This window comes from Myroides phaeus, assembly GCF_009799805.1.
Lineage (GTDB): Bacteria > Bacteroidota > Bacteroidia > Flavobacteriales > Flavobacteriaceae > Flavobacterium > Flavobacterium phaeum_A.
The window spans coordinates 588,620-608,290 of record NZ_CP047050.1 but is presented as its reverse complement, the minus strand read 5'-3'; the positions used below and the strand labels follow the sequence as shown (position 1 = coordinate 608,290).

At 33.5% G+C, this 19,671-nt stretch carries 16 protein-coding genes; 14 read left to right on the top strand and 2 right to left on the bottom strand.

Annotation, left to right across the window (positions count from 1 at the left end):
* The first annotated feature begins 234 nt into the window (after positions 1 to 234).
* The 3 genes from GQS07_RS02790 to GQS07_RS02780 all read left to right on the top strand — a co-directional run bounded on the left by GQS07_RS02790 (position 235) and on the right by GQS07_RS02780 (position 5,688).
* A complete protein-coding gene (locus GQS07_RS02790) occupies positions 235 to 3,330 on the top strand; it encodes a SusC/RagA family TonB-linked outer membrane protein (RefSeq protein ID WP_158209516.1) in 3,096 nt (1,031 codons plus the stop codon).
* Between the two features lie 11 nt (positions 3,331 to 3,341).
* Positions 3,342 to 4,871, top strand: coding sequence for a RagB/SusD family nutrient uptake outer membrane protein (locus tag GQS07_RS02785; RefSeq protein WP_158209515.1), 1,530 nt, complete (start codon positions 3,342 to 3,344; stop codon positions 4,869 to 4,871).
* Between the two features lie 160 nt (positions 4,872 to 5,031).
* Positions 5,032 to 5,688: a response regulator transcription factor gene (locus GQS07_RS02780; RefSeq protein WP_158209514.1), complete on the top strand. Its 657-nt coding sequence runs from the start codon at positions 5,032 to 5,034 to the stop codon at positions 5,686 to 5,688.
* 43 nt (positions 5,689 to 5,731) lie between these two features.
* Here the strand turns inward: GQS07_RS02780 and yihA are convergent, their stop codons facing one another.
* Positions 5,732 to 6,352 carry a ribosome biogenesis GTP-binding protein YihA/YsxC gene (gene yihA, locus GQS07_RS02775; RefSeq protein WP_090404961.1) on the bottom strand — a complete coding sequence of 207 codons (621 nt, stop codon included), beginning with the start codon at positions 6,350 to 6,352 and terminating at the stop codon, positions 5,732 to 5,734.
* Between the two features lie 2 nt (positions 6,353 to 6,354).
* Positions 6,355 to 7,122, bottom strand: coding sequence for an alpha/beta fold hydrolase (locus GQS07_RS02770; protein ID WP_158209513.1), 768 nt, complete (start codon positions 7,120 to 7,122; stop codon positions 6,355 to 6,357).
* A 349-nt stretch (positions 7,123 to 7,471) separates the two neighbouring features.
* On the opposite strand from GQS07_RS02770, the gene mraZ reads away from it, so the two are divergent.
* Genes mraZ through GQS07_RS02715 form a run of 11 tightly spaced genes read left to right on the top strand, consistent with a single transcriptional unit; the run spans position 7,472 to position 19,663 of the window.
* Positions 7,472 to 7,933 (top strand): division/cell wall cluster transcriptional repressor MraZ, encoded by a 462-nt coding sequence (mraZ, locus tag GQS07_RS02765; protein ID WP_158209512.1) that lies wholly within the window; start codon positions 7,472 to 7,474, stop codon positions 7,931 to 7,933.
* Complete coding sequence (rsmH, locus tag GQS07_RS02760; RefSeq protein WP_158209511.1) at positions 7,926 to 8,840, top strand: 16S rRNA (cytosine(1402)-N(4))-methyltransferase RsmH; 915 nt, start codon at positions 7,926 to 7,928, stop codon at positions 8,838 to 8,840. The genes mraZ and rsmH overlap by 8 nt, the downstream gene beginning before the upstream one ends.
* Before the next feature lie 3 nt (positions 8,841 to 8,843).
* On the top strand, positions 8,844 to 9,197 hold the full coding sequence (locus GQS07_RS02755; protein WP_158209510.1) for an FtsL-like putative cell division protein: 354 nt from the start codon (positions 8,844 to 8,846) through the stop codon (positions 9,195 to 9,197).
* Positions 9,188 to 11,191 (top strand): penicillin-binding protein, encoded by a 2,004-nt coding sequence (locus tag GQS07_RS02750; protein WP_158209509.1) that lies wholly within the window; start codon positions 9,188 to 9,190, stop codon positions 11,189 to 11,191. Before GQS07_RS02755 ends, GQS07_RS02750 begins: the two co-directional genes overlap by 10 nt.
* Complete coding sequence (locus GQS07_RS02745; RefSeq protein WP_158209508.1) at positions 11,188 to 12,642, top strand: UDP-N-acetylmuramoyl-L-alanyl-D-glutamate--2,6-diaminopimelate ligase; 1,455 nt, start codon at positions 11,188 to 11,190, stop codon at positions 12,640 to 12,642. Before GQS07_RS02750 ends, GQS07_RS02745 begins: the two co-directional genes overlap by 4 nt.
* 20 nt (positions 12,643 to 12,662) lie before the next feature.
* Entirely contained in the window at positions 12,663 to 13,874 is a 1,212-nt protein-coding gene (gene mraY / locus GQS07_RS02740) for a phospho-N-acetylmuramoyl-pentapeptide-transferase (RefSeq protein ID WP_158209507.1), read from the top strand.
* Position 13,875: 1 nt separating this feature from the next.
* On the top strand, positions 13,876 to 15,207 hold the full coding sequence (gene murD / locus GQS07_RS02735) for a UDP-N-acetylmuramoyl-L-alanine--D-glutamate ligase (RefSeq protein WP_090404986.1): 1,332 nt from the start codon (positions 13,876 to 13,878) through the stop codon (positions 15,205 to 15,207).
* Positions 15,208 to 15,216: 9 nt separating this feature from the next.
* Complete coding sequence (locus GQS07_RS02730) at positions 15,217 to 16,458, top strand: FtsW/RodA/SpoVE family cell cycle protein (RefSeq protein ID WP_158209506.1); 1,242 nt, start codon at positions 15,217 to 15,219, stop codon at positions 16,456 to 16,458.
* Between the two features lie 12 nt (positions 16,459 to 16,470).
* Positions 16,471 to 17,562 (top strand): undecaprenyldiphospho-muramoylpentapeptide beta-N-acetylglucosaminyltransferase, encoded by a 1,092-nt coding sequence (gene murG, locus GQS07_RS02725; RefSeq protein WP_158209505.1) that lies wholly within the window; start codon positions 16,471 to 16,473, stop codon positions 17,560 to 17,562.
* 4 nt (positions 17,563 to 17,566) lie between these two features.
* A complete protein-coding gene (gene murC / locus GQS07_RS02720; protein ID WP_158209504.1) occupies positions 17,567 to 18,913 on the top strand; it encodes a UDP-N-acetylmuramate--L-alanine ligase in 1,347 nt (448 codons plus the stop codon).
* Positions 18,914 to 18,925: 12 nt separating this feature from the next.
* Entirely contained in the window at positions 18,926 to 19,663 is a 738-nt protein-coding gene (locus tag GQS07_RS02715; protein WP_158209503.1) for a cell division protein FtsQ/DivIB, read from the top strand.
* Positions 19,664 to 19,671: the final 8 nt, after the last annotated feature.

The window sequence follows — 19,671 nt, the reverse complement described above, 5'->3', positions numbered from 1 at the left end:
AATCTAAAAATAAATAGTATGAACTCAAATTACTTACAACGGAATGGTGTTTTTCGTATAGTTACTGTTACCGACTCTTTTATTTCTTTGGAAGCATCATCTTTGATGTGTATGTGCTGCTGTATGTAGCCAATCTTTTTATGGGCATTCTTTTCTTCGCCCAATCATTTTTTTAATACCATTAATCTTTAATAATACACAATAGCAGTTAATTGTTGTTGTGAGGATATTTATATGCAAAAAATCTACACTATTTTATTTGTATTTGCGAGTATAATTACGTTGCAAGCACAAGAAAGACTTGTATCCGGTAATGTTAGTGATACAGGAGGAACGCTACCTGGAGTAAGCGTAATAATTCAAGGAACCAATCAAGGTACAATGACTGATCTTGATGGAGGATATTCGATCAAAGTAAATGAAGGACAAGTTTTAGAGTTTTCATTTATTGGTTATCAAACTCAGAAAGTAACTTATAAAGGACAAGATGTAATCAATGTCACATTACAATATGAGTCAAGTGAGTTGTCTGAGGTTGTCATTCAAGTTCCTTATGGTACAGCAAACAAAAAGACTTATACAGGTTCGGTTGGTTTAATTCAAGCGAAGACAATTGAAAAGTCACAAGTGAGCAATGTATCAAAAGCATTAGAAGGTTCTGTTGCAGGGTTACAATCTTTTTCAGCAAGTGGCCAGCCAGGGTCAGAAGCAACAATTCGCATTAGAGGTGTTGGTTCTATCAATGCCAAAAGTGATCCGTTATATGTAGTGGATGGTGTTCCCTATGAAGGAGGATTATCTGCAATTGCAGCATCAGATATTGAGTCTATCTCTGTATTGAAAGACGCAACAGCAGCAACATTATATGGGTCTCGTGCAGCTAATGGGGTGATTATGATTACAACAAAGCAAGGGAAAAGAGAAACAGAACCACAGATTGAAATTACTGCAAAACACGGTATAAGTAATCGTGCCAGAAGTGATTATAAGCAGTTAAGTACAAATCAGTATATGGAGTTGCAATGGGAGGCAATTCGAAACGGACAAATGGACAATTCAAAGATGTCTGCTTCAGAGGCTGCCGCTTATGCTTCAACGAATTTAGTAAACTCTATTGGTATTAATCCTTACGGATTAGATAATCCACGTCCAGTAGGCTTAGACGGAAAACTATTGCCAGGATTGAAACCATTGTGGAATGACGATTGGAGTGATGCATTGTCACAAAATGCAAGATATACAGATGTGAACCTAAGAGTAAGTGGAGGAAGTGCAAAATCACGATACTATGTTTCTGGGGGCTATTTGAATGATCAAGGATATGTTTTAGAATCAGGTTTTAAGCGTTTTAACCTTCGATCTAATATCATTATGGATGCGAAAGATTGGTTAGAAATAGGAATGAATGTTTCAGCTTCTCACTCGATTCAAGATTATCCTAAGCAAGATGATAGCGCGATTACGAATGTAATTGGATTTGCACGTGGTTTACCTTCTTTTTATCCTATCTATGAACGCAATTTGACAACAGGAGAGTATCTGATAGATCCTTCAACAGGAGAGCGTATTTTTGATTATGGGAATTATAGAAAAACCTCTTATAACAAGTATAATTTAGTAGCAACGTTGCCACAAGATAAAAGTGAGATTAAGAAAGACGTGGCTACTTTCCGTACTTATGGTCAGATTAAGTTTTTAGAGAATTTAAAGTTTAAGTCTTCTTTGAACATTGATTACAATAGTACATATAATCACAATGTATCAAATCCAGATTTTGGTCCATCATCGGCCAATGGAGGAAGTGTGTCTCGCAGAAATACACGTACTGTTAGTATGACCTTTAATAACGTTTTGAATTATAACTTAGATATTGATGATAAGAATTCATTGTCATTAATGGCAGGACAAGAATACTATCAGTATGATTCAAATTATTTTGGAGGTGTTCGTCAGCAAATTATTAAGGCAGGGTTTGAAGAGCCTGATGCAGCATCGAGGTTAGTAGATTTTTACGGTAAAGCAGATGCATACAAGATGATGAGTTTCTTTGGTAATGCACAGTATTCATACGATAAGAAATATTATTTATCAGCTTCATATCGTAGAGATGGTTCTTCTCGTTTCTCACCAAAAAATAGATGGGGAGATTTTTGGTCAGTAGGTGCATCTTGGAGAATTATTGATGAAGATTTTATGAGTAACTACCGAGACACTTGGTTGTCAAATGCATTGTTTAAAGCAAGTTATGGGGCGCAAGGGAACGATAATATAGGTTATTATGCTTATCAGTCGTTGTTTTCTATCTATAATAATTTAGGAGAATCGGGATTAGTTGCTTCACGTTTAGAAACTCCAGAATTGTCTTGGGAAACTAATATGAATTTAAACATTGGATTAGATCTTAGTTTCTTTAATAATCGTTTAAATACTTCGATTGAATATTTTGAGCGCAGATCAAAAGATTTATTGTTTGATAAAGCATTAGCACCCTCATTAGGTTTTTCATCAATACAAGAAAATGTAGGAGCTGTTAATAATTATGGATGGGAATTTACAGTAGATGGTTCGCCAATACAAACAGATGACTGGAGATTGCATTTAGGTTTGAATTTAACAACTTATAAAAATAAGATTACTTCACTTCCAACAAAAGAGATGTGGAGTGGTTCTAAGAAGTGGGTAGAAGGAGGATCAATTTACGATTTCTATATGGTAGAATGGGCAGGAGTTAATTCGGCAAATGGAAATCCACAATGGTATATTCAGAATACAGATGGTACAAAAAGGATTACAGAAGACTATTCAGAATTAGACGTAAAGGATAAGGTTTATAAAGGTAATTCACTACCAGATGTAACAGGTGGTTTTCAAGCAGAGTTGGCTTATAAGAATTGGGAATTATCAGCTAATTTCACTTATACTATTGGAGGGAAGATTTACAATAGAGATAAATTAAGTCTATACAGTGAAAGTGGAGATGGAGGTACTTGGAGTCGTGATATGTTAGACCGTTGGACCCCTGAAAATCCGAATACTGATGTTGTAAGATTAACGACAGATCCTAAAAGTTCTTGGACAAGAGAATCAGATCGTTTCTTGGTAGATAGATCATTTTTAAAGTTAAAAAATATAACGCTGACCTATAACTTACCACAAGAGTGGTTAAGAAAAATAAAACTAAATTCAGCGAGCTTGTTCTTTCAAGCAGAAAACTTGTTTACGTTGACAAAAGAGCAAGGTTTAGATCCTGAACAAACTTTTGCAGGAACAACATATTTTCGTTACCCTTCTATGAGAACAATTTCATTAGGGTTGAATGTTAAACTATAATTTACTAAAAGATGAAGAATAGAATTTTTAAATATATAATTGGTGCTTTTGTAATTTCAACGTCTTTGGTGTCTTGTAGTTTAGATACTTCACCAACGGATGCAGTTGAAGAGTCAAAAGTGTTTACAACTACCGCTGATAATGAGAAGGTGTTGATAGGAGCTTGGGGACAATTAATGGAGTCTTTTTACTCTTTTGCTAATCCAGGTTATGGCGCTTTTTTAAGAGCAGGAGATGCTATGGGGAGTGATGTCGTATTGAATGGGAGATATGGTTTTCGCGATCATTATGCTTTTAAGGCTTTATATGGTAGAGGAGGAACGAATACACATAGTTGGGAGTTGACTTATAATACGATTAATAATGTCAACCACGTTATAACAAAAGTAGATGCTTCTGAAGGGAGTGTAAGTGATAAGAAAAGAATAAAAGGGCAAGCGTTAGCATTAAGAGGATTTATGTATTTGCATTTAGCTTCAAATTATTCTTTTGCAATAGACGTAAATCCAAATGCATTAACAGCTCCGATTTATTTAGAACCTACAAGTATAAATAGTAGTCCGAAAGCCTTAGCAAGTGTTAGAGAGCTGTATAATCAAGCTGTACAAGATTTAGAAGAAGCATTGTCTTTAATTCCAGACACACAGACGTACCGACGTGGTAATGCTAAAGGTAAAATAGACCAGGAAGTTGTATTAGGGCTATTGTCAAGAGCAACTTTGTATGCAAGGGATTGGGAGAAAGCTAAAAAATATTCAGATGCTTTGTTAGCGATAAATGATTATTTGATGACAGAGGAGGAGTATAAAAGTGGTTTTAATGACGCTTCAAATAAAGAGTGGATTTGGGGACATCAACAAACGCCGAATCAAAGTGATGCTTCTTATCAGTTTAATTTTTTAGACGTTACTTCAAAAGAGAGTTTTTATTTTAGCTTTAATGCAGATCCTTATTTTAGAGAAATGTTTGATGAAGGAGATTATAGAAAGAAGATGATATATTGGGCTCCAGATCCAGCAAATGACAAACCAAAAGAAGGAGATGAGGCTTATATGCGTTATGCAAAGTTTAAGTTCAAGGCAGGACAAATTGCTGATATTGTTTTAATGCGTACTTCGGAGATTTATTTGATTAATGCAGAGGCAAAAGCACAATTAGGAGATGGGGATGCGTTAAATAGATTGAATGCCCTAAAAGTAGCTCGTGGTGGAAGTCAGATGAATGGATTACAAGGCAAGGCTTTGTTGGAGGCTATTTGGGTAGAGCGTAGGAAAGAACTTTTTGGAGAAGGATTTAGTCTTGTTGATATAATACGCAATCAACAAAGTGTAGTTAGGAAAAGTTATCCACAGACAAAGCTGGTTCCTTTTTCATATGAGGTATTAGATTCAAATGGGAAAGTGAATGTAGTAACAGTAAATCTATTGCCATTAGGTCATCGTATTTTAAACTTTCCAGATCAGAGTGATTTTGCGCCTAATAGTAAATATTATTTGTTTAGAGTGCCATTAGTTGAAGAAAGAGAAAATGGAAATATCTAATATTTTATAGATTAGAGATTGAATTAATTAGCTTTAAATTAGAAGAAGGTTGTTATGTAGAAGAAATGCTACAGACAACCTTTTTCGCTTATATTTGATAGAAATAACGTTGTTAATTTAGATGTCTTATCTTTGTTGACGAAAATAATTACGAGGAAAGATGTTGTATATTGGGGTTTTAGACGGTCAAGATATTATGAGATATGCATTAAAGCATATCATAAGTGAGCTTACAAATTCAGCATTTGAGATTAGCGAATTAGGGGATTTGGCAGAATTACGTCAGTTTTTAGTTTCACATTCAAATGGAGTAGTAATCTTAGATCCTTATTGTTCTACTGTTGATAGTCAAATAGAGCAAGTTGTAAGTATGCGAAATCAATTTGTAACTTCTTCGTGGTTGTTGTGTTTTAAAGAATTGAATGAATCTTGGTTAAGGCAATTTTTAGGAAATAGAAAACCACAATTTAATATTCTTTTTAAAGATGATAGATTAACTGTTATTCAAGAAGGATTATTGAAAACACTTTGTGCAGAGAAATACGTGTCTCCACGAATAACTAATAAAATTTTGGAGCACGAGGAGAGTATTAAAAAAGTTGAGCAAATATTAACTAACTCTGAAAGAGAAATTTTGAAAGAGATTGCATCAGGAAAGATGACAAAAGAGATTGCTTCTGATAGAAGTATAAGTGTACATACTGTAATTACTCATAGAAAAAATATCTTTAAGAAATTAGGAGTAAATAATGTGCACGATGCAACACGCTATGCTATTAGAGCGGGGATAATAACTGTAAATGAATATTACATTTAATTTTTGGTATACATAAAAAAAACTGCTGATTAGCAGTTTTTTTTTATAGAGGTCCTTGATTTTTAAATATATCTTGATTTATCTCATCAATATAGTTTAGCACTTCATCTCTACCTGTTTTGTCTTCAGATGAGGTAACGAAGTAAGGAGGCATTTCTGCCCAATTATTCGCTAACATTTGTTTTTGATATTTGGCAACAAGTTGAGGCACTTTCTGTCTACCTACTTTATCCGCTTTAGTAAAGATAATACTGAAAGGAATTTCAGATTCTCCAAGATACTGCATGAATTCTAAGTCGATTTTTTGAGCATCATGTCTAATATCAATTAAAACAAAAGCACTTACAAGTTGTTGTCTTGTTTCAAAATAGTCAGTAATGAATTTTTGAAAAGTAGACTTTGTTTTTTTAGAAACTTTAGCATATCCATATCCAGGTAAGTCAACTAAGAACCAATTAGAGTTAATCTTAAAGTGGTTTATCAATTGTGTTTTTCCTGGACGAGAAGATGTTTTTGCTAAATATTTTTGATTTGTAAGCATGTTGATAAGTGAAGATTTACCAACGTTCGATCTACCGATAAAAGCATATTCCGGTATTGGTTCGTTAGGACACTTCTTAGATTCAGAATTACTTACAACAAATTCAGCAGTGTTTATTTTCATTATTATTTGATATTTCTTTCATTAAACCAAGCGAACAAAAGTTCGTTGAATTGATCTGGATGTTCCATCATTGCAGCATGACCACATTTTTCTATCCAGAATAAACTTGCATCTGGAAGAAGTTCGTTAAATTCAATAGCAACTTCAGGTGGAGTTACTTTATCATTTTTACCCCAAATTAGACAAGTTGGAATTTGAATATTAGGTAAGTCTTTAGACATATTGTGTCTAATAGCACTTTTAGCAATTGTAATTGTTTTGATAACTTTCATTCGATCATTAACAGTCGAAAAAACTTCATCAACTAATTCTTTTGTTGCTATAGTAGGGTCGTAAAAAACATCTTCTGCTTTTTTCTTGATGTATTCGTAATTTCCTCTTTTAGGGTAGCTATCTCCCATAGCGCTTTCATATAATCCAGAGCTTCCTGTTAAAACCATAGCTTTAAGATATTCAGGATACATTTTCGAAAAATATAACGCAATATGCCCGCCAAGAGAATTTCCAAGCAGGATAACTTTTTCATAGCCTTTTGTATCAATAAAATCTTTTACAAATTTTGCAAAAGCTTTTACGTTTGTTTTCAAAATGCTATTTGTATAAAGAGGAAGTTCTGGTAGAACTACCTTATAACCTTGTTTAGGGAAAAAATTTGTAACACCGTCAAAGTTGCTTAGACCTCCCATTAATCCGTGTAGAATGATAATCGGTGTTCCTTCACCAATTTCAACATAACGGAATTTACCATCTTCTTTTAAAGTTCGCTCCATGTAGTTTCTAAATGCGATTTTTAAATTCCCACAAATATACGCTTTTATAAGTGACAATATTTGTAAATAAAGTAATAATTTATAGCGAGATATGCATTTTACTTGATTTAACTATTTTAAACATAAAATTTGTGAAGAACTTTTGGTAGTAAAAAAGTGTTGAAATACTCTTAAAAAGATATGTAAAACGATTTGTAAGTTGGTAATTAAGGGCTAATTGTCAATAGATTATCATTGCAATCTCAATAAATACAATGCATACGAAAAACTTATCAACAAAGTGGGTAAAAGTGGTAAATTGTGGTAAAAAAATGAGTACATTTGCTAAGATTACAATTATAAGTATGCTTTGACGTCAATAATAGGGACATATGAATGCAAAATAGACACTAAGGGAAGAGTGTTGGTTCCTGCTTCTTTAAAGAAGCAGTTGCCTGCTATTGCCGATGGTTTTGTGTTAAAAAGATCTGTTTTTGAGACCTGTTTAGAGCTTTGGCCTATGCAAGAATGGAATGTTATGATGGGTAAACTAAAAAAGTTAAATCCATTTGATAAGAAAAACGATAAATTTATTCGTCGTTTTATGGCAGGGGTTAAAAATGTAGAAATTGATGATGCTGGACGTTTATTAATAGCAAAAGATTTAATAGAATTTGCTGGTATAAACAAAGAATTGGTCTTCTCGTCGAAGATAGGAATAATTGAAATTTGGGATAAAAAGTTATACGAAGTTAGTTTGATAGATGAAGAAGATGATGATTTTGGAGAATTAGCACAGGATGTAATGAGTAATATTAATTTTGATGAGTAAAGAAGAAGAATACGGATATCACAGACCAGTTTTATTGGCTGAAAGTATAGATGGTTTAATAGTTGATCCGAATGGGATTTATGTAGATGTGACTTTTGGAGGTGGAGGTCATTCGAGAGAAATTATGAAGCGTTTGGGGCCTGATGGAAAACTTTTTGCTTTTGATCAAGATGAGGATGCATTAGAAAACGCAATTGATGATCCGAGATTTACATTGATTAATCAAAACTTTAGACATCTTAAAAGATATTTAAGATTTTATGGAGTTAAAGAGGTTGATGGAGTATTGGGAGATTTAGGAGTTTCGTCTCATCAGTTTGATGTTGCAGAAAGAGGTTTCTCTACAAGATTTGATGCGGAATTAGATATGCGTATGAATCAGTCAGGAGAATTATCTGCTTATCATGTTGTTAATGATTACGATGAAGCAAGCTTGAGACAAATGTTCTTCATGTATGGTGAATTAAAAAATGCAGGATCGATTGCAAATACAATTGTAAATGCAAGACAAGATAATCCAATAAAAAATACGGATGAACTAAAAATTGTATTAGCAAGGTTTTTACCAGCTCATAGAAGTGCAAAGATATTAGCACAAATATATCAAGCGATTCGAATTGAGGTCAACCAAGAAATGGATGTTTTAAAGGAAATGTTAGAACAAAGTTTAGAGGTCTTAAAGCCAGGAGGTCGTTTGAGTATTATTTCATACCATTCTTTAGAGGATCGTTTAGTTAAGCGTTTTATGAAGAACGGAATGTTTGAAGGGGAGCCTGAAAAGGATTTTTATGGAAGATTTGAAGTTCCTATGAAACAATTAGGGAAATTAATAATTCCAACAGATGAAGAGATCGCGATTAATAATAGAGCGCGTTCTGCTAAACTTAGAATTGCTGAAAAGAAATAAGAAATGAAAATAACAAGTCCAAAAGATATAATCAAAGCTAAGATCCTTGTAAATGAAGGTTCTGCTAAGACTTGGGCTTTTATTATCTATGTTATTGTTCTGAGTTTATTGTTAATTGGAAATACGCAATCTTATGAGTCAAAAGTTTTTAAGATAGCTAAGCTTACACACGATGTGAAAATGTTGCGTGCAGAATTTGTTGATACACGATCAGAATTGATGGAATTGAAGATGGAGTCAACAATTACAAAGAATTTGGAAGAGGATGGGATTTTTCCATCAGAAACGCCTCCAATGAAAATTAAAGTTTCAATTGAAAAAGTAAAAAAAAGTTTTTGGAGTAAGCTATGGCAGTAAAAGGTAAAAATATTTACATCAATATTTATCTTGTTTCTGCATTTGTATTACTGATGGCAGGAGGAATTGTCTATCGCTTAGTTCAAATTCAAGGAATTGAAGGAAAAGAATTAAGAGCGAAAGCACAAGATAAAACAAGAATTAAAGAAGTGGATATTCCGGCAAATAGAGGGAATGTTTATTCTTCTGATGGAAGTTTGCTTGCAACTTCTGTACCGGTCTTTGAAATTCGTTTTGATGCTGTAGCACCAGCGGAAAAGGATTTTTATGATAATGTAAAGCCATTATCAGATTCTTTATCTGTAATGTTTAAGAAGCCTTCGAGCTATTATGAAAATATGCTTAGAAAGGCGCGTAAGAATGGAAGCCGATATGTTTTTATAGCAAAAGGGTTGAGTTATACGCAATATGTAAGAGTAAAGGATTTTCCTTTGTTAAGAAGAGGACCTTATAAAGGAGGTTTTATCTCATTACAAAAAACAGTGAGACAACATCCGATAGGGAAGATTGCGCAACGTACGATTGGGTATGAGCGTAAGTTTGAAGACAATACTTTTAGTAGAGTTGGGATCGAAGGAGCATTTACATCTTATTTGAGTGGAGTTGATGGTAGACGTAAGATGCAGAGTTTGGGTAAAGATCAATGGAAGCCTATTAATGATGAAAATGAGATTGAACCAATTGATGGACAAGATATAGTATCGACTATAGATGTATATATACAAGATATTGCGCACCACGCTTTGTTAAAGCAATTGGAATATTACAGTGCAGACCACGGTTGTGTTGTAGTAATGGAAGTGAAGACAGGAGCAATTAGGGCTATTTCTAATTTAGGACGTTCTGAAAGTGGAGATTATTATGAGACAGTGAATTATGCTGTTGGAGAAAAGCACGAACCTGGTTCTACTTTTAAGTTAGCATCATTGTTAGCTTTATTAGAAAAAGGAAAGTCAGATACAGCGCGTATTTATGATACTTATGATGGTGTTGTGAAATTTTATAATGCCCGTGTAAGAGATTCTAAATGGGGTGGATATGGAAAGATATCTTTAGCAAGAGGTATTGAAGTGTCTTCAAATACAGTGATTACACAAGCTGTAAATGAAGGATTTAAAAATAAGCCAAGCGAGTTTACTGATTATATCAGTTCTATTTGGATGGATAGAGCTTTGGATATATCAATAAAAGGAGGAGGAGTACCTTATGTTCCTAAACCAGGAGTTAAGGGATGGAGTGGATTAGCTTTACCGTGGATGGCATTTGGTTATGGATTATCTATTACTCCATTGCATACATTGACATTGTATAATGCTGTTGCAAATAATGGAGAGATGGTTAGACCACAATTTGTCTCTGAAGTAAAAGAGTTCAATAAGACGGTAGTCCAATTTGACAAGGAGGTGTTAAACCCACAAATAGCTTCTCCAGAGGTAATAAAACAAGTGCAGAATGTTTTAGCTAACGTTGTTGTAAAAGGTACAGGACGAAAATTAAGTTCTCCCAACTTTTCAATGGCGGGAAAAACTGGTACAGCACAGGTTAATTATGGAAAAGGAAAAGGGAAGGATATGTATTATTCATCTTCTTTTGCAGGATATTTTCCAGTAGATGATCCTAAGTATTCGTGTATTGTAGTAATTCATAAACCGGATAGAACTAAGAGTTATTATGGAGCAGACGTTTCTGGGCCAGTATTTAAAAGAATTGCTCAAAAGATCTATACGGATGTGCCTACTACAAAGCAATTGAAAAACATCGATGCAGTACCAAATGTGATCGATGCAACATATGAGGATTATTATACTCAAATTAACGACCCTAATGGTGTAATGCCAAATGTACAAGGAATGTATGTTATGGACGCTGTTCCTTTATTAGAGAATTTAGGATTAGAAGTGGTTGTAAAAGGAATTGGAAAAGTGAAAAAGCAATCAATAATTGCTGGAGAAAAAATAAATAAAAAACAAAAAGTAGTATTAGAACTATCGTGAAAAAATTAAAAGATTTACTATATAAAGCAGAATTAAAACTTGTATCAGGATCAGTGGATCTTGAGATAGAAGCAGTTGAATTTGATTCACGTAAGGTGAGCAGTAACTGTTTGTTTGTTGCTATTTCTGGTTCTGTAGTTGATGGACACGAGTTTATTGAACAAGCAATTTCACAAGGGGCTAAGGCTATTGTTTGTGAAGTAATGCCAGAGGAGAAACAAGAAGATATTACTTATATAGTTGTAGAAGATAGCAATAAGGCTTTAGCTGTAATTGCGAGTAATTTATATGATAACCCTTCTACAAAAATAAAATTAGTTGGTGTTACGGGAACTAATGGAAAAACAACAATCGCTACGTTATTATATGACTTATTTAGAAATTTAGGTTATGAAGCAGGGTTGTTATCAACTGTTGTTATCAAGGTAGGTAGTGTTGCACATAAAGCTACACATACTACACCAGACTCATTGACTATTAATAAGTATTTGAATGAGATGGTTAAGGCAGGGTGTGATTATTGTTTCATGGAAGTTAGTTCACATGGAATAGTTCAAATGCGAACATTCGGTCTTGATTTTGATGGAGGGATTTTTACAAACCTGACACATGATCATTTAGATTATCATAAAACATTTGCAGAATATAGAAATGCGAAACAAGCTTTTTTTGACCAATTGTCGAAAAAGGCTTTTGCGATTACAAACGTTGATGATAAGAACGGGTTAGTAATGACTCAGAATTCAAAAGCAAAGTTGAAAACATATGCTTTAAAAACAGTTGCTGATTATAAGGGACTGATTTTAGAAAGTCAGTTTTCAGGAATGTTGATGAAAGTGAATCAGCGAGAAATATGGGTTCAATTGATAGGAGCATTTAATGCATATAACCTATTAGCTGTTTACGCAGCAGCTGTTGAATTAGGGATCTCTGAAGATGATGCTTTGCTTGAAGTAAGTAAATTACACAGTGTAGCAGGTAGATTTCAGTTTATTGTTTCTTCTAAGAAAGTAACAGCAATTGTAGATTATGCTCATACGCCAGATGCGTTGAAAAATGTAATTGAAACAATTAATTCTATCCGAACTTTCAATGAAAAGTTAATTACAGTCGTTGGCTGTGGTGGAAATAGAGATAAAACAAAGCGTCCTGAAATGGCGCAAATAGCATCTGAAATGAGTAACAAAGTGATATTCACTTCAGATAACCCTCGTTTTGAAGATCCTTATATGATTTTAGAGGATATGGAAAAAGGGGTAGAGCCACAAAATACGATGAAGACGATTGTTGTTGAAGATAGAAAGCAAGCCATAAAGCTTGCTTGTCAACAAGCTGAACCTGGAGATATAATTTTAATTGCAGGTAAGGGACATGAGTCTTATCAAGAGATTAAAGGTGTGAGAAGTCATTTTGATGACTTAGAGACGGTAACTGATTTTTTAGAACAATAGATTAGAAGAAGTATTAGGTTATGTTATATTATTTATTTCAGTATTTAGAAGAGTTTTTTAAGATTCCTGGAACAGGGGTGTTTCAGTATATCACATTCCGTTCAGGAATGGCATTGATTATATCTTTATTAATCTCTATTATATACGGAAAGAAGATTATCAAGTTTTTACATAATATGCAGGTTGGAGAAACTGTGCGTGAGTTAGGACTTGAAGGACAAAAAGAAAAAGCTGGTACACCAACAATGGGAGGTGTTATCATTATTATAGCGACACTTATTCCTGTATTATTATTTGCTAAGTTAGATAATATCTATGTGCTATTGTTGATATTAACAACAGTGTGGATGGGGGTTATAGGTTTCTTAGATGATTACATTAAGGTTTTCAAAAAGGATAAAGAAGGATTAAAAGGAAGGTTTAAAGTTATAGGTCAAGTAGGATTAGGTCTAATCGTGGGTGCTGTACTTTATTTTAGTCCAAGTGTTACTGTACGTGAAATGCCAGCCAATAGAACATTAGTGGAAACAGTCGTTAGTAAGTATGATGTTAAATCTACAGCTACAACAATCCCGTTCTTAAAGGATAATGAATTTGACTATAGTGTATTGCTTTCGTGGTTAGGTGATGGATATGAAAAATATGCTTGGTTAATTTTTATACCAATTGTAATTTTTATTGTTACAGCTGTTTCAAATGGAGCAAACTTAACGGATGGTATCGATGGTTTGGCCGCTGGTACTTCCGCAATCTCAACATTAGTATTGGGAATTTTTGCATTTATATCTGGTAACGTTGTATTGTCAACTTATCTAAATGTAATGTACATTCCTAACTCAGGAGAGATGACTGTGTTTATCTCCGCCTTTGTTGGTGCCCTCATAGGTTTCTTGTGGTATAATACTTATCCAGCACAAGTATTTATGGGAGACACAGGAAGTTTAACTATTGGTGGAATTATTGCTGTAATGGCTATTGCTGTTAGAAAAGAATTATTGATTCCTGTACTATGTGGTGTTTTCTTAGCAGAGAACTTATCAGTTGTTTTACAGGTTTCATATTTTAAATATACAAAGAAGAAATATGGTGAGGGACGTAGGATTTTCTTAATGTCACCATTACATCACCATTTTCAAAAGAAAGGGTATCACGAAAGTAAAATAGTTACTCGTTTTTGGATTATAGCAATCCTTTTAGGGGTATTCTGTGTAGTATCTTTAAAACTTAGATAGTATGAAAGTAGTTGTTTTAGGAGCTGGAGAAAGCGGCGTTGGTACAGCTATATTAGCCTTGAGTAAAGGGTATGAAGTGTTTGTTTCAGATTTCGGAAAAATAGCTGATAAATATAAACAGTTATTAGAGGAAAATAAGATTCAATGGGAAGAAGGAAAGCATAGTGAAGATATTATTTTAAATAGTAATATAGTAGTTAAGAGTCCTGGGATACCTGATAAAGTAGCTATTATTCAAAAAATAAAGCAAGCAGATATTGAGATTGTTTCTGAGATTGAGTTTGCTTATGCTTTTAATCCAGAATTATCGGTTGCAATTACTGGTAGTAACGGAAAAACAACAACAACAATGTTGACTTACCATTTGTTAAGTAATGGAGGAGTAAATGTTGGTCTTGCTGGAAATATAGGAGACAGTTATGCTAAACAAGTAGCTGTTGACCCAAATAAATGCTATGTGTTAGAATTGAGTAGCTTCCAATTAGATGGAATTAAGCAATTCAGACCACATATAGCAGTGATCACGAATATTAGTCCTGACCACTTAGATAGATATGATTATAAGTATGAGAATTATATCGATGCTAAGTTTAGGATTACAATGAATCAAACCACCGATGATTATTTGATTTATGATTATGACGATATAGAGATTCAGCGCTGGTTATCAAATCATAAAACTGCTGCTAAAAAAGTGCCATTTTCTATTACAAAGAAATTAGAATATGGAGCTTATTTAGAGGGGCAAAATATTATTGTAGCTATGGATAAGGAAACTATTGTATTGCCTATTAATGAGCTTGGTATTGAAGGGAAGCACAACGTAAAGAATGCTATGGCTGCTACGACTGTTGCACAGTTGAAACGCATAAGAAAGCAAAGTATTCGCGAAAGTTTGTCTGATTTTCAAGGGGTAGAACATAGATTGGAAAAAGTCCAAAAGATTGATAATGTTCAATACATCAATGACTCAAAGGCGACAAATATTAATGCAACTTTTTTTGCTCTTGAAAGTATGAAAACTCCAACTGTTTGGATAGTGGGAGGTGTAGACAAGGGGAATGATTACGATGAGCTTATGCCATTAGTAAGAGAGAAAGTAAAAAGCATTGTTTGTTTAGGTGTAGATAATGAAAAAATTAGAACTGCTTATGCAAATGTAGTTGATGCATTTGTAGAAGTACAAAGTATGAATGATGCTGTAAAAATGGCACAAAGTTTTTCAGAAAGTGGCGATACAGTGTTATTGTCACCAGCTTGTGCAAGTTTTGATTTATTCGCTAACTACGAAGATAGAGGAAGACAATTTAAAGAGGAAGTTAATAATTTATAGAAAAGTAAAATGAAAAAGTTTCTCCCAACATTATATGGAGATAGATACATTTGGACAATATTATTACTATTGGCCTTATTCTCGTTTGTACCTGTATATAGTGCAAGTACTAACTTGGTGTATACCATTGGTACAGGGAAGTCTACTTTTTCATATTTATTAAAACACTTTACTTTTTTAAGTATTGGTTTCGGAGTAATGTGGTTTATACATACTCGTGATTATAGATATTTTAGAGCAGTATCGATTTTTGGTATACCAATTATTATAATTCTTTTACTCGTTACATTATTAAAAGGGCAAACAATTAATGGAGCCAATGCCAGTAGATGGTTAAATCTTGGTTTTGTACAGTTTCAGCCTTCAGCTTTGGCAGCTATTATATTGATTATGTATGTTGCCCAATATTTAGTAAGTATAAAGGATAAAGTTGTTGAGTTTTGGCCATCTGTGTTAGAGTTGTGGGTTCCTGTAATGATAGTTGTAGGACTTATTTTACCAGCCAACTTTTCTACTGCTGGATTGATATTTGGTATGGCAGCCTTGCTTGTGTTTGTAGGACCTTATCCTAAGAAGTATTTGGTAGTTATTTTGATGACTGGATTATTAATGCTTGGGTTATTCGTTTTAGCAGCTAAAGCATTTCCAGGTGCAATGCCTAATAGGGTAGATACATGGATTAGCCGTATCGATAGATTTGCAGGACCAGATGATGGAACAAAAGATTTATATCAAGTTGATAATGCAAAAATAGCTATTGCATCAGGAGGTTTATTTGGAGTTGGTCCAGGAAAGAGTATCCAGAAGAATTTCTTGCCACAATCTTCTTCCGATTTTATTTATGCAATTATTGTTGAAGAATTAGGGTTGGTAGCAGGACTTACGATATTAGGATTGTATTTATGGTTGTTTTATAGATTTTTAATAGCATCACATAAAGCACCTACAATGTTTGGAAAATTATTAGTTATTGGTCTTGGATTTTATATCATCTTTCAAGCCTTAATTAATATGGGAGTGGCAGTATCATTTTTACCCACAACAGGTCAAACATTGCCTTTGATAAGTAGTGGAGGAACTTCTTCAATTATGTTGTGTTTTGCTTTTGGAATTATCTTAAGTGTAACTAAGAAAGAGCAAGAAGTAAAGGCACAGGAGGAAGAGAGGAAAGAAAGAGATGCAGCTATTCAAAAGGAGTTAGAACGATTAGATCTTGAGCGACAAGAATTAGAAAAAAGAGAATTAATATAATTAGATATTACAATGAAAAAAGCACCGAGAGTCATATTGAGTGGTGGTGGAACAGGAGGACATATTTATCCTGCTTTAGCTATCGCAAATGAGATTAAGGCGAGATATGCAGATGCGGAAATATTATTTGTTGGTGCAAAGGGTAAAATGGAAATGCAGAAGATTCCTCAAGCTGGATATAAGATTGAAGGTCTTTGGATTTCTGGAATACAACGTAAGCTAACTTTAGACAATCTTGCTTTTCCTTTCAAATTACTTAGTAGTATTTGGAAGTCTAAAAAGATTATAAAGGAGTTTAAACCAGATGTTGTTATTGGAACAGGTGGTTTCGCAAGTGGAGCAGTCGTAAAAGTTGCTGCTGATAAAGGAATACCTACTGTAGTACAAGAGCAAAACTCTTTTCCAGGAATAACTAATAAGTTATTAGGGAAAAAAGCAAAAGCAATCTGTGTCGCTTATGATAAGTTAGAACGTTTTTTTCCAAGTGATAAAATCTTTAAAACAGGAAATCCTGTTCGAATGGATTTAATTGATGTTAATGCAAAACGTGAAGAAGGTATTTCTTTTTTAGGTTTAGACAACAATAAGAAGACACTATTAGTTCTTGGTGGAAGTTTAGGTGCAAGAAGAATAAATCAACTGATAGAAAAGAATCTTGATTCTTTTAAACAGAGTAATATTCAAGTTATTTGGCAGTGTGGTAAACTATACTTTGAAGAGTATAAAAAATATGAAGGAGATAATATTCAGGTAAAGGCGTTTATTGATAGAATGGATTTAGCATATGCTTCAGCAGATTTTGTTATTTCAAGAGCAGGAGCATCATCAATATCAGAACTTGCTTTAATAGGAAAGCCAGTAATATTTATTCCTTCTCCTAATGTAGCAGAAGACCATCAGACAAAGAATGCAAATAGCATTGTGGAGAAAGATGGAGCGATAATGATAAAAGAAAGTGAGCTTGATGATAAGTTTACTAAAGTTTTTAGTAACTTAATTATTGATGAAGAATACCAAGGAGTATTGGGTAAGAATTTTAAAAAATTAGCCTTACCAAATGCAACTAAAGATATAGTAGACCGAATAGAGTCTTTAATGAAATAAGATTATGGAAATAAGTAAGATAAAGAGCGTTTTTTTTATAGGTATAGGAGGTATTGGAATGAGTGCCTTAGCTCGTTATTTTAAATTCTTAGGAAAGAATGTTGCAGGATATGATCGTACACCAACTCAGTTAACAGATGAGTTAGAAGAAGCGGGAATCGACATTCATTTTGAAGACAATGTTGAATTATTAGAAGAAGAGTATAAAGACAAGGAGAGTACGTTAGTTGTTATAACACCAGCGATTCCTTCAAGTCATAAGCAGTGGGCTTATTTTAAAGATAATGGTTTCGATATCCGCAAGCGTGCAGAGGTATTAGGGTTGATAACAAAAGACACTTATTGCTTTGCTGTAGCAGGTACACACGGAAAAACTACGACAACAAGTATTTTGGGACACTTGTTGTTTCAAGCAAATATTGATGTAACAGCATTTGTGGGAGGAGTAGTAGAGAATTATCAAACGAATCTAATTGGTAGCGGTACAACAGTTACTGTTGTTGAAGCAGATGAGTTTGATAGATCTTTCTTAAAGCTATATCCGAACACTGCATGTATTACATCGACTGAGGCAGACCATTTAGATATTTTTGGTACAGCAGATGAGATGCTAACTGCATTTCAAGATTTTGCTGACAAAGTTGAAGATAAGACAAAAGTTTTTACTGCTGATGGCGTAAGTTTAGAAGGAGTAAGAGTTGGTTTTGCAGAAGATGCTAAATTTAGAGTAGCAAATATTAAAATTGTTGATGGATGGTATGTATTTGATATTATTACACCAACAGAAGAAATAAAAGATGTACGTTTTGGATTACCAGGACATCATAATTTATCAAATGCATTAGTTGCTTTTGCTATGGCATATACTTATGGAGTTGATAAAGATTTATTGGTAAAAGGACTTGAAAGTTTTCAAGGGGTTAGACGTAGATTCTCGTATAAATTGCGTTCAGAGAAATTGATTTATATAGATGATTACGCACATCATCCAACAGAGATTTTAGCCGTTAGTCAAGCAGTGCACGAATTATACGGAGACAAAAAGATAGTGGCAGTATTTCAACCACATTTATTCTCAAGAACAAGAGATTTTATGGGGGAGTTTGCTAAAGCGTTATCAACATTTGACAATATTGTTTTATTAGATATTTATCCTGCAAGAGAGGAGCCTATTGAAGGAATTACATCTGCTGCATTATTAGAAGATATTACTTCAAGTAATAAGGAATTAGTGGCTAAAGAATCATTAATTAATTATTTGAAAGGAATAGATGCAGACGTAATTTTAACTATAGGAGCCGGAGATATTGGTGAGATGGTTAGTGAAATAAAGAGAGAATTAGAAAATTAAGATTAGTTTATAGTGAAAAAGTGGGTAAAAAATATTAAATGGTCAGATATTCGCATATTGTTATTGTGTTTAGTCTTATTATTTATATATTCATTCACGAATAAACGCAATGATTCTCGTGTGATTACGGACATTGAGGTTTTATTTAAGGGAGGAGAAGAACATTTTGTTACAGCTACAGAAGTTCGCGATTTGGTTAAAAATAATTTTCCAAAAATTTCCGAGATAAATAGAACTGTTTTAGATTTGAATAATCTGGAAAAAGGGGTGCTAAATAATGACTTGATCAAGGATGCTGATGTATATTTAACAGTTGATGGAAGGTTATTTGTTGATGTTTGGCAAAAGAAAGCGATAGGTAGAATCATTGAAGATTCTAAAAACTATTACTTAGATGAATATGGACAGAGAATGCCTTTGTCAATTCATTATTCGGATCGAGTTCCTATGGTGCAAGGAAAAGTAAACCAGAGTAATGAAAAAGACCTTAAAGAGATGTTGGAATTGATAAACGAAGACGAATTTTTAAGAAAGGACATTACGGGGATTATTGTAGAATCAGATAGGTCACTTAAGTTGATGAGTCGAACAAATAATTTCGATATTCAGTTTGGGGGATTTGATGAGAAAGAAAAAAAATTGAAGAATTATAAAGCTTTTGTGCAGTATATGGTAAATGAAGATATTGAACAAAATAAGTACAAAGTAGTAAACCTGAAGTTTACCCAGCAAGTGATATGCACTAAATAGTAAAAAGG